We start from the raw sequence: 11566 nt of genomic DNA, 5'->3' as shown, positions 1-11566 counted from the left end.
TCTATCGCCCCTGCATCAGCCCCCACCTCACTCCTTATCCTCCTCTTCACCTCACTCGCAGCTATCAGCCACGCGGATACCTCGGCCGGCATTTACACCCGCAGGCTCGGCATCAACGTAACGCCGACCACCGAGCTCGAAGTCTCCGGCACCATCTCCGCCACCTCCCTCACCGTGAACGGCATTGTCATCACCGGCACCGGCGGCGCCTCCACCTTTGCCAGCCTTACCGATATCAGCTACAGCGCAGTGGCATATAATCTCTACGGCCCCGGCAGCCTTTCCGGGGCGGCCGATGGCAACACCCATAATACCGCTTATGGTATAGGTGCACTCACGTCCACAACCGCCACCGGCACTTACAATGTCGCCATTGGCAGCAACGCCCTCAATGCCAACACCACCGGCGATCAGAACGTCGCAGTTGGCAACAGCGCATTACAGTCGAATCAGGATGGGGGTTACAATACTGCGGTGGGCTTAGGCGCCGCTGGAACGCAAATCAATGCCACCGGAAATTCTGCCTTTGGTGCATCGACATTGTCCTTCAATTCCGATGGCTCCTATAATACCGGAATAGGGGTCAGCGCTTTATTATATAGCGAAACCAGCCTCAGTACCGCGGTCGGGGCCTATGCTCTCGGCGGCAGCGCCCACCAGTATGCAAACGTGGCATTGGGTGCTTATACAGGCCCCAACTCTATATTGAGCTATATGCGCAATGTCACCGTCAGCAACTCGGTCTTCCTTGGCGCTTACGCCGGCACGGCTGTCAGCAGCTCGCAGGGCAACATCCTCATCGGCTACAATGCGGGTGCGGGCATCACCACCGGCAACTCCAATACCGTCATCGGCACCAACATCTCGCCCTACAGCAACACCGGCAATTATCAGCTCAACCTCGTCAACGCCATCTGGGGCAACGTCGGCTCCGGCACCGGCAACAGGAACCTCATCGGTATCAACATCACCAGCCCCACGCAATCGCTCGAAGTCTCCGGTACCGTAAGCGCCACGAGATTTGTAGGCGACGGCTCCGGCCTTACCGGCATCAGCGGTGCATCTAGCGGCGACAACATCGCCTCCGGCACCACCAAAGTCACCGCCAACACAACCGGCTACGTCTCTTTCACCACTGGCGGCACCACCACCGGCTACATGGATACCGCCGGTAAATTCATTCTCCCCGGCGTCAGCACCACCGGCCCCATCTCCGCCACCTCAATGTACGCAGGAAACATCGGCGCCACTGGCAGTGTGATTTACCGCGACGCCAACGGTGTTCTGTCCGCGGCCAGCGGCTTTTATTACAACACCGCGAACGCCAGCCTCTACGCACCTTCTGGTGTTATAGGTGGCGCAACCGCTGGCGTGACGAACGGTCCCTATCTCGTTGTCTCTAACAGCGTCCCGCTCATCCGCACTGCCAACGTCGGCCAAGATCTCTCCTTCGGCGCCAACGGATTTGGCGGACCCGAAGCCATGCGCATCACCTCAAGCGCCCTTGTCGGCATCGGCACCGCCACCCCCACCTACAATCTTCACGTCAGCGGCTCCATCTTCGCCAGCAGTTACGTTTACACACCTTGGCTGAGGATCTATGACCCCACCGGCGCAACCAGCACCCTCACCTCCACCACACTGCAGATGTATAAGTACAACGGCTACAGCGCAGCCAATCCGCCCACCATACTCATGCGCAACGGCAATGGAGCCACCAACCTGCCAAGCGGAGCTATTTTGGGTGAACTTCTCTTCGCCGCTAACGACGATAGCTACCAGCGCTTTGGCGTAGCTTCCATTCGCGGCCTGGCTGACGGCACCCAAACCAACACCTCCATGCCCAGCGCTCTCAGCTTCGCCGTCACCCGTAACAATGCAACCGCATACGTCGAAGCCATGCGCATCGTCAGCACCGGCTACGTTGGCATCGGTATCAGTACCCCTACAACGCCCCTCGAAGTCTCCGGCACCGTAAGCGCCACCCATTTCGTCGGCGACGGCTCTCTGCTCACCGGCATTGTCGGCGCCTCCAGCGGCGACAACATCACCAGCGGCACCACCAAAGTCACCGCCAACACCACCGGCTACATCAGCTTCACCACCGGCGGCACCACCACCGGCTACATGAACACCGCAGGCGTCTTCGTCCTCCCCGGTATATCTACCACCGGTACAGTTTCAGCCACAGACGGCTACTACAGCGGCAACGTCGGCATCGGCGGTGCCCCTGGTGGAAATCAACTATCCGTCAACGGCATAACTCAGTCCACCGGCTATAAGGTGGGCAGCACTGGGTATCTTTTTGCAAATGACAACACTTCAAGCATCCTTGGCAATGCAGCCAAATATCTAGCATTCACCACCTCCAGCACCGAAGCCATGCGCATCGTCAGCACTGGCTACGTCGGCATCGGCACCACTGCGCCTAACGCGAAGCTGGAAGTTGCCGGGACGGCTTCGGCCACCCTCGGGTTTTTCAACAACGTTTCCGTGACCAATGCGGTGACCCTGGGCACCCTCTACTTCACTCAGGCGAACCAGTACAATGGAACCAATATCAGCACTTACGGTGCTACGCTTTACAACAATGCGGGCGCCGCGTCTGGAGGCTCCGGCTATATCCTCTCCCTTCGCTCAAACGATATTAGCGGCGGCGCTACTGCCAACCAGAATATCGGCGCACTGAACTTCCAAAGCGACTACAACTACTCGGCCCGCAATGCAGCTCGCATCAGCGCCGCCATGGAAGGCACCGGCACCACCTCCTCGATGCCGGGCCGGCTGGTGTTCTCCACGACCGCCGCGAGCAGTGTTACCCCCACCGAGCGCATGCGCATCGACAGCAACGGCGCGGTGGGGATTGGAATCACTCCTACGCAGACTTCCGGCCTCGAAGTCTCCGGCACAGTAAGCGCCACCCGCTTCGTCGGCGACGGCTCCGGCCTCACCAACCTGCCGGTGGGCAGCGTCACCGACGGCGTTAGTGGCAGCATCGTCTTCCGCGACGCCACCGGCAACCTCACCGCCAGGAACACCTTCCTCATCAGCGCCACCACCGGCAGCGTCGGTATCGGTGCGTCGCCTGTAAACGTGGGCAATAATGGTCTGTATGTCGTAGGAAATATCGCGGCTAGCACGTTCTACGCGGGCGATACCACGGGCCTTGCCTGGGGTGCGGGAAACACAAAAGTGACCGGCAATAGTCCCAGCAACTACATCGCCTTCACCACCTCCGGCACCGAAGCCATGCGCATCGTCAGCACCGGCTACGTCGGCATCGGCACCTCAGCCCCCACCGCCACCCTCCAAGTCAGCAGCACGCTTTCCAATGCAGGCGACACCGTCCACATTGAGGGATACACAAACTCCTCCGGGCTCTACGTATTCAACAGAAACAGTGCGGGTTACGGGCTATATGTGGGCGGGAGCGGGTCAAACTACCTTGCCGGAAACGTCGGCATCGGCACCTCCACCCCAAGCACTACCCTGCATGTCTATGCCGCCAGCAACCCCAATCTCCGCGTTAGCACTGCCACCCGTTACGCCCAACTCAATGAAAGCGGCCTTTCCAGCGGCAACGGCTCCCTCTCCATCAACAGCGGCTCCACCAACAATGTGTTGATTCTGCCGGGCAGCACTGGCGGCAAAACAGGCGTCAACCTCAGCGTCCCCACCACTGAACTCGAAGTCTCCGGCACCGTCTCCGCCACCCACTTCGTCGGCGACGGCTCCGGCCTCACCGGCATCGTCGGCGCGTCGAACGGCGACAACATCACCTCCGGCACCACCAAGGTCACCGCCAACACCACCGGCTACGTCTCTTTCACCACTGGCGGCACCACCACCGGCTACATGGACACCTCCGGTAACTTCATCATCCCCGGCGTCTCCGCCACCGGCCCCGTCAGCGCGACATCTCTTTGGATAAGCGGAGACATCCACTACTCAGGCACGCTCAACGACACCTCCGACCGCCGCCTCAAGACCAACATCCAGCCGCTGCCCTATGCAACGGTGCTGGACCGCATGATGCTGCTAAAACCGGTGCAGTATGAACGTAAAGCCGTGCCGGGCCGCCTCGAGTGGGGCTTCATCGCGCAGGATGTCGAGCGGCAGTTCCCGCAACTGGTGACAACCGCGGGTGACCCCAGCGGCACCAAGAGCGTCAGCTACCTCGGCCTGTTCCCCCCGATGGTGCGGGCTATCCAGGAACTGAAGGCCGACAACGATGACCTGAGAGCGCAGGTCAGGAGCCTGAAGGCCGCCAACGATAACCTTGAGGCCCGCCTCGATAGCCAGCAGCACGACATCGACGCGCTGAAGCAACGCGACATCGACGCGCCGAAGCAACGCGACATCGACGCGCCGAAGCAACGTGCGGGAATGCGCTAGCCGGACGATGCCCCCCGCGCGCAGCGAGGAGAGAAGGGGCCTACCACCAAACCGGCCACGGCCACCCCACCCCACCCTCACGCCGAAAGCGTCGAAGAAAGGCACCAGAACCAACCGCGTGAAGGCGCGACAACACGCCCCAGCGCAGCACACTTCACAGCGCCCCACCGCGTGAACGACGGAAGCAACGGATTTGCAAGAAATCCGCCATTCCCATCCACAAAACCTTGCAAATCCGTCGCCTCGAAAAGCCCGAACAAACTTTGCAAATCCGTTGCCTGCGCATTTCGCTTTTGCCGTACTCCATAAGCCTGTGGTACGATAAGACACCATGAAACGGACTGATGCTCTGAAGAAGCTTCGCGCGCTCGCAGGCGCGCTAAGGGCGCAGGGCGCGACGTCGCTCTACCTGTTCGGCTCCACCGCCCGCAACCAGGCCACTGCTGGCAGCGACCTCGATCTCTTCATCGACTACGACCCGCGCGGCCGCTTCAACGCCTTCGACCTGGTGGCCGCAAAGCACTTCCTTGAGGAAGAGCTCGGCGTCGAGGTGGACCTCACCACCAGGGGCGGCCTGCATCCGCTGATCCGCAGGAAGATTGAGATGGAGGCCACCCGGGTCTTCTGAATGCTTGCCCGCACGCCCCTGCTGCGCATCCACGACATGCTGGAGGCCATTCGCGGGATTGAACGCGCGATCAAGGGGAAGACTTTCCGCGATTACCAGCGCTCGTGGCTGCTGCGCTCCGCCGTGGAACGGGGAATTGAAGTGATCTCGGAAGCCAGCCGGCATTTGACCGAGGATCTGAAGGCGCCGCATAGGGACGTACGCTGGAAGGAAATCGCGGGCATAGGGAATTTCCTGAGGCACGAATATCAGAACGTCGACCGTCGCATCATCTGGCGCGCGGTAAAGAACGGCCTGCCGGCACTCAAGGTCGCCCTGCTGGAGATGAAGGCGGCGCATGAGCGATAGAGCGCCCGGGACCCGCGCGGCGCTGGAAGAGAAGGGGCCCCGACGCCAAACCGGCCGCCACCAGCCACCCCGTGAAGGCACGCAATCACGCCCGCGCGCCAATCGTCTGCCCAACATTTGAGCCGCAGATTTTTGTCCCACTCCGCAACGAAGCGATAGGTCGCGGCGTTAGGCGCAGTGATGCCGAAGTTTCATTTCAAGCTCAGCGACCATTCCATCGTGGCGGATCATGGCTCACATGACCTGAAGGATGGCGCCGCCGCGCAGATGGAAGCCATCAGGCTTGCCCGGTCAATTAGGGAAGCTAGGCCCGAGCTCGTCGGCCGCAACTGCTCGATCTCCGTGACCACGCCCGATGGAGAGTCAATCTGCTCCATTCCCATAGACCACATTCTGTAATTGCGCGGCCACACTCCAGCCTTCCCCGCCAAGCTTGAGGAGCTGGGCTACTGCGGAAGATCACCAGGGAACGCCGCTACGAAATCCGCCAGCGCCTGTACCGCAGGTGACCGGACACGCCGTATCGTTCGGCCCGCGACTTCATACTTTACGGCGGTCTATAGTCGATTATGAGCCGCCCTTCTTCGGAATAATAACCACACCGTTATCCATTATGACCAAGGCCTCAAAGGTGATCATGGTATCGAACGCCTTGCGCAGTGCAGCGCGGTTGCTCTCGAAGATCGGATAACCCTTGGAATCGTCGAGTATAGCGGCAAGGTAGGAATGGAGATCGAACCATTGCTCCTTGTGCGTCTCCTTACGGATGTACTCCGCCACTTCGAAATCCGTTAGCTTCATCAAATCGCCAGATAGCGACATGAACTGGACGGCTCCTTGCCAAATTATACGCAGAGCTTCGTCGTAAAGAGTGTTCATGTCGCGCATCGATTCATCGACGTCAGCATGGTGATTTGGAAACAGCTTCTTGCCGGTTGCCCTCATGCTGTCGATCAAAATCGAGAACCTGCACTGAGTTGCAAGAAGGACCTGCTGCGTAAACCGCGTAGAACGCCACTCTTTCAGACAAGTTTCCTCGAACGCCGCTATAAGCGGAAACATGACGAGACTGGCAAAGGCTTCCGTCATCTCAAACTTGCGGTCTCGCGTTCTATGGCACACCAAATACATAACCGCATTGACTGCGAACCAGTCGGAGATCACCTCTTCTCTCAGGAGAGGCAAGTATAAAGGGCTCTGCTCGTCTTTTTGACAAGCCTGATAGTCGAGGTCGCCCACTATGGGCCAGATCGCATCGTAGTTGATGCGATACGTATCGAGGAATTTGTCACTGTGGATGGGGGCTGGCGCCAGTGCCTGGGCTCTCTCCAAATGCCCGATTTCATGAGCGAGGGGATGGAAGAAGTTGATGGTTGCAGCCTGATTGTCTTCGCGGACCCCGGCCAGCATGTAGTCAAAGACTTCGCTGTCGCACGTGTACTTGCTGCGGAGCTTCGTAAATGCATGTGCAATGAGGGCGGCACCTGCGAAGCGGTTGTTGAGAAGGAGATCCTTGCCCAGCAGAAGGCATGCCATGTTGCATAGGCTTTCAGGAGATTTCTTCCCGAGCACATAGCCAAGCACATCTTTGCAGCATTTATATCTCGCTAGCGCCCGTTTGCTGAACAGCACCCGCGGAATGGCGTCTGGTCCATCGAAAATTTGTATGCGGTGCGCAGTCCCGTTCTCGTCCAGCTTGATTTCTGGCATCACCCCGATGTTCTGCGTCACTAATCTTACAAACGTTTCGTAGGCTGGAATTCCCGACAGATTCACCTGTCCGTCTGCCATTATTTCTGCTCTTTTTGTATCACCACCCCGCGGGCAGAGAGCATGTCCAGAAGCGTCTGAAGTTCTGGAACGTCCCGAACGACAAACTCATTTCCATTGACCGAGACTTTTAGATCGCGGTCCTTGACGAGCAGCGATTTCAGCAGAGTGAAGAGCCCCGGCAAGGCCGTAGGCACAATCTTTCCGATCAGGCCAATGAGGCCCGCCTCTCCGGCAAAGCCTCGATGTTGAAATTGTCGGACATCTTGTAAAAGGCCTCCGAGTTCGGCCTTGGCCGGGTCGATGGCCATCTTGCTCCCGGAAATTTCGATTTCCAGCATTGCCAGGGCCTCCCAAAGTAACAATAGGCCATCAACACTTCCAAAGAACGGCAAAGCCGCATGCTACTGCACAAGGCCAGGCTTTGCCATTGCTTTTAAGACTGGCAACAACCGCTACAACCCCCCACCGGCCACATGCAGGTCTGTCTGTCAGGCAGCCGAGCCGCATGCCTTGGGAAATAACCGCCAGCGATTCAGATGAGCCGGCTACGCGATCGCAGCAGACGAGACAATCTTTTCAATTATTTTCAAATGTTTATACAATCAACCTCAAGCGATCGAAACGTCCCGCCGCCCTGGTTGAGTAGCCGCGGATTCGGTGCCGCTTGCAGAACAGAACCTTCGTCCCATACTGAACCTGCAATCACGCATCCCGTTTCGCCTTTGGGCAAACGGCTTTTTGTCACCGCCTCCGGGCGTGACGGAGGCCATCCCGAGGGAAAAATCCATGACTAGGTTCGTGAAAGTCACAATCAATGTGCCATTGGATGACAGCGGCAAGTTGTTGTTGCCGGAGAACCTGAACGTCGGCGGCAGTCTCGATCTCAGGGGCACGGCCATCACGGCCCTGCCGGACAACCTGCGCGTCGGCGGCAGTCTCGATCTCAGCGGCACGGCCATCACGGCCCTGCCGGACAACCTGAGCGTCGGCGGCGATCTCTATCTCAACGACACCGCCATCACGGCCCTGCCGGACAACCTGCGCGTCGGCGGCAGTCTCTATCTCAACGACACGGCCATCACGGCCCTGCCGGAGAACCTGAACGTCGGCGGCAATTTCTATCTCAGCGGCACGGCCATCAAGACGATTCCGCAAGGGCTCAAGGTGGGCGGTGAAATCTACAGGCTGAAGGCGTCAGCCTGAAATGCGAACAGACACCCCGCGCGCAAGCGTCGGGGTGCTTCTGCTTGAGTGTCCCGCTTGCAGAACTAAACCATCGTCCCGCGCTAAACACGCCCGCGCGGCGACGCGTCCACCGAACACCGCGAGAGCACCACATTTTTATTTCATCCGCCGCTTCCATTACGCAAGTCGCACGCTAGAATCGCCGCGGAGGCGGCCCATGCCCACATCAATCACCTTCTTCTATCACGACGAGGACTTTCAGAAGCCCACGATGACCGTCTTTGCCGACGGCACATGGAAGGAGCACGGGCTGCCGTTCCTGCGTCGGCGGTCATGTGTGGTAAGGATCGAAAAACGGGGCAACCACGGCCCGTCGCGCAAGCAGCTCGATGCAGTGAAGCTCATCTCGTCCTACGCCATCGAGAATAACCCGTATTGCCTCCTCATCTACAAGTGCTTCACGTCACCATGGGCCCTGGATGCCTGGGCGAAGAACAAACACCTTGCACAACTCGCCGGTCCAGGACTCCCGGGCAAGCGGCGCTTCACGCCCACGCCCGTAAAGAATCCCTCGCAGGTCGTGCGCGACGCGCGCGGCAACATGCCGATGGCTTAACCGCAGCACCCTGGATCACGCCGACCAACGCCGCGCCCACCAGGTGAACGGTCAAAACCACGGATTTACGAGAAATCCGCCATTCCTGCCCGCCACGCCTTGCAAATCTGTCGCCTCGCCCAGCCCGCGCCCGCACAGCGAAGCCGTTGCAAATCCGTCACCCGCCGACGCCAAACCTTCTTGCAAATCCGTGACACGGCAACACGCGCGCGCCACGCTTGGACATGGCCGCCGCTACCGCAAGACCAGCCACACCGAAGCCTTCAGGCATCAAGGCGCCGGAGCGTTGCCCTCACTGCAACAGCACGCGGCTCATCAAGAAGGGCACTCGCACCAAGAAGCTGGAGACGGTGGCGATGATGAAGTGCAAGGCCTGCGGCCGCACCTTCACGCCCGGCCCGCGCGCATTGCGCAGCAAAACCTATCCGCTCGCCGAAATCATCGAGGCCATCACCACCTACAACCGCGGCTATAGCCTGGTCGAGACCGCCGGCCAGCTCTCCTCGCGCTACGGCCATCGCGTAAGCACCGCCACCATATCCCGCTGGGCAAACCAGCATCCGGCGCTCACCACTTACGCACGCCTGCGCGCGGCCGGCAGACGGCTCTACAGCCCTCGCCGTATCATCCGCACCAGCAAGCTCTACCATCGCCAGGTCTACGAGTTCGCGTATCACCGCGCCAAGCTTGACCTGCTGCGCAAGGGGATGCTCGACCCCTTCATCCAAAGCCGGGCATCGCAACCTTTTCAGACACTTGCAAACTTCATTGAAAGTATTCCGTCGGCCTGCCCGCACGCGCTCTTCACCCGTGAAGACGGCGTGCGCGGCTCGCAGCTCGGGGCTGGCTTCATCGATACCGGCAGCCTGCAGGTCATCGAACGCCAGAATGCCGCCACTGATATCGCGGCATTGATCATTCCGGGAGTCGGCAGCAATCACCAGAGGCACGCCCGGCTGCAGCGTTTCATGCTGGTCAACGATGCCGCGACCATCGCCGTCGAGGTGCCGATCTGGCTGGATGAAGCGGGCATCGCCAGCCTGGAGGCCGAACATGGCATCGAGCTGGTACCAAAACAGGTCAACCCGGACGGTGGCCACGCCCCGAGGCAGGTCACCGGACACATCGACTTTCTGCAGGTGCGCAACGGCTGCCTGCATATTCTGGATTACAAGCCCGACGCGCGCGCACCAACCAGCCGTTCGCCCAGCTCACGGCCTATGCGCTGGCGTTGACCAGGCTGGCGCCCGGCCTGCGGCTGTTCAATATCAAGTGCGCCTGGTTCAACGAAACCGCTTACAACGAGTTCTACCCTCGTAAACTGCTGCTTTGAGTGATCTCTCTCCCGACCGGCAGATTGCTGGCGGGAGGCGGCTCCGCCACACTGCGCCTGCTCGCAAGGGCAATGCACCTCCGTGCTAAACCAAGAAGAAAAGGAGGTCGCGATGCGTACAGCGAGCGCCTTCCTAAGGCTCGCATGGAAGGGGCTTGAACTCGCGTTCAGCTTCACCATCAGGCTCTAGGAAAAGGAAAGGCCCCATTGCAGTGGGGCCTTCCTAGCTAAACCAAGCTCGTGCGTTAGCGAGCAAGGCATATATACCTCAAAGATCATAGAACTTCAAGTTGTATGCGTTGATGCGGGTTGTACTCGATCCTTTTCCGAAGAGCGCCCTCAATACTGCGGGCGCTTCAGCAAATCGGGCAACCGTGAGATCGCCTTCGCTATCCGCCTCGCCTCATCCCGTGAGAGGAATTCGTTGGCGTACTGGTAGCCCCAGGCATGCAGGTCTTCCCGATGCAAGATGCAGCAGACGGTGAAGCCGTTACCGTCCTTCACGCGGAAGCACTCCTCTTCCTCCACCACCGTCCAGGGGGCGGGAAAGCGCCGGAGGTTATCCATGGCATCCGGCTATCTCGCGAGCAGCCGAAGTCCTGATCCAGGGGGCACAAGACGGCGCTTCACCGGACGCGGTCGCGGCGGTGTTGGCAGCCGACGCGGGATGAACAGGCTGGCAACGATGATGGGATCAGTATCACCCAGCGCGGCTCTCTCCTGAGCCAGGCCGCTCATGACCGACCGCATCTTGAGGATTTCTTCCGCCACGAAGGTGCAGTCCTCGTCCCGGTTGATCTGCTCGTGCATCACGGCCTCAGCCTCACGCATGCTGACACGCAAGGCTCTGATTAATCTGCGGATTTCACTGATACGGTTGTCCATGGCTCACTCCTTGGCTGGACGTGCAGCATAAGAACGAAACATGAACATAGAGTCAAGACGACTAAGGGATCGATCCGTCTGAATTGCGCCGCGCCCAACCCGCATCAAGGGTCCAAGACGAGCGGCAGGCCGCCCTTGACGCGGATCGGACCCGACGCAGGTGGCTCGGCATCACCAATGCCGGAGACTCGGCATCGGTGCCGGGACATGGTCCCTCAATCCTCTCCTAGCACGAACTCCCCTTGTTCTGCCGTAGCTTGGCGACAAAATCCTTGGTATAACCATGCCGGTCATGCATCCTGTGCGGGCGTGGCGAAATTGGTAGACGCATCGGACTTAAGCGATCGACCTGAGTGCTCTTGGGGAAACCCAGGAAGTAGAACTGCTCAAATTCGGGGAAACC

Annotated in this window: 11 protein-coding genes; 7 read left to right on the top strand and 4 right to left on the bottom strand. The window is 59.6% G+C overall.

Annotated elements, in window-relative coordinates:
• The first annotated feature begins 174 nt into the window (after window positions 1-174).
• From GWG65_RS36405 to GWG65_RS36390, 4 genes are all read left to right on the top strand, one after another.
• On the top strand, window positions 175-4395 hold the full coding sequence (locus GWG65_RS36405) for a tail fiber domain-containing protein (RefSeq protein WP_275200258.1): 4221 nt from the start codon (window positions 175-177) through the stop codon (window positions 4393-4395).
• A 331-nt stretch (window positions 4396-4726) separates the two neighbouring features.
• A complete protein-coding gene (locus GWG65_RS36400) occupies window positions 4727-5023 on the top strand; it encodes a nucleotidyltransferase family protein (protein WP_275200257.1) in 297 nt (98 codons plus the stop codon).
• Entirely contained in the window at window positions 5024-5371 is a 348-nt protein-coding gene (locus GWG65_RS36395) for a HepT-like ribonuclease domain-containing protein (RefSeq protein ID WP_275200256.1), read from the top strand. It begins immediately after the preceding gene.
• A gap of 180 nt (window positions 5372-5551) precedes the next feature.
• Window positions 5552-5770: a hypothetical protein gene (locus GWG65_RS36390; protein ID WP_275200255.1), complete on the top strand. Its 219-nt coding sequence runs from the start codon at window positions 5552-5554 to the stop codon at window positions 5768-5770.
• Between the two features lie 168 nt (window positions 5771-5938).
• Here the strand turns inward: GWG65_RS36390 and GWG65_RS36385 are convergent, their stop codons facing one another.
• The gene (locus GWG65_RS36385) at window positions 5939-7162 is read right to left on the bottom strand and encodes a hypothetical protein (protein WP_275200254.1); all 1224 of its coding nucleotides are present in this window, start codon (window positions 7160-7162) and stop codon (window positions 5939-5941) included.
• Window positions 7162-7482: a hypothetical protein gene (locus tag GWG65_RS36380; protein WP_275200253.1), complete on the bottom strand. Its 321-nt coding sequence runs from the start codon at window positions 7480-7482 to the stop codon at window positions 7162-7164. Before GWG65_RS36380 ends, GWG65_RS36385 begins: the two co-directional genes overlap by 1 nt.
• 319 nt (window positions 7483-7801) lie before the next feature.
• On the opposite strand from GWG65_RS36380, the gene GWG65_RS36375 reads away from it, so the two are divergent.
• The 3 genes from GWG65_RS36375 (at window position 7802) to GWG65_RS36365 (ending at window position 10180) form a co-directional block, all read left to right on the top strand.
• A complete protein-coding gene (locus GWG65_RS36375) occupies window positions 7802-8347 on the top strand; it encodes a hypothetical protein (RefSeq protein WP_275200252.1) in 546 nt (181 codons plus the stop codon).
• Window positions 8348-8546: 199 nt separating this feature from the next.
• Window positions 8547-8945, top strand: coding sequence for a hypothetical protein (locus tag GWG65_RS36370; protein ID WP_275200251.1), 399 nt, complete (start codon window positions 8547-8549; stop codon window positions 8943-8945).
• 224 nt (window positions 8946-9169) lie between these two features.
• Window positions 9170-10180, top strand: a complete 1011-nt coding sequence (locus GWG65_RS36365) for a hypothetical protein (RefSeq protein ID WP_275200250.1) — start codon at window positions 9170-9172, stop codon at window positions 10178-10180.
• Between the two features lie 437 nt (window positions 10181-10617).
• Here GWG65_RS36365 and GWG65_RS36360 read toward each other — a convergent pair whose 3' ends face one another.
• Both GWG65_RS36360 and GWG65_RS36355 read right to left on the bottom strand, forming a co-directional pair.
• A complete protein-coding gene (locus tag GWG65_RS36360; RefSeq protein ID WP_275200249.1) occupies window positions 10618-10845 on the bottom strand; it encodes a hypothetical protein in 228 nt (75 codons plus the stop codon).
• Between the two features lie 9 nt (window positions 10846-10854).
• The gene (locus tag GWG65_RS36355; RefSeq protein WP_275200248.1) at window positions 10855-11163 is read right to left on the bottom strand and encodes a hypothetical protein; all 309 of its coding nucleotides are present in this window, start codon (window positions 11161-11163) and stop codon (window positions 10855-10857) included.
• Between the last annotated feature and the right edge of the window lie 403 nt (window positions 11164-11566).

Source organism: Bradyrhizobium sp. CSA207, from assembly GCF_029051685.1.
In the GTDB taxonomy this organism is placed as follows: domain Bacteria; phylum Pseudomonadota; class Alphaproteobacteria; order Rhizobiales; family Xanthobacteraceae; genus Bradyrhizobium.
This window is presented reverse-complemented; position numbering and strand designations above follow the sequence as displayed.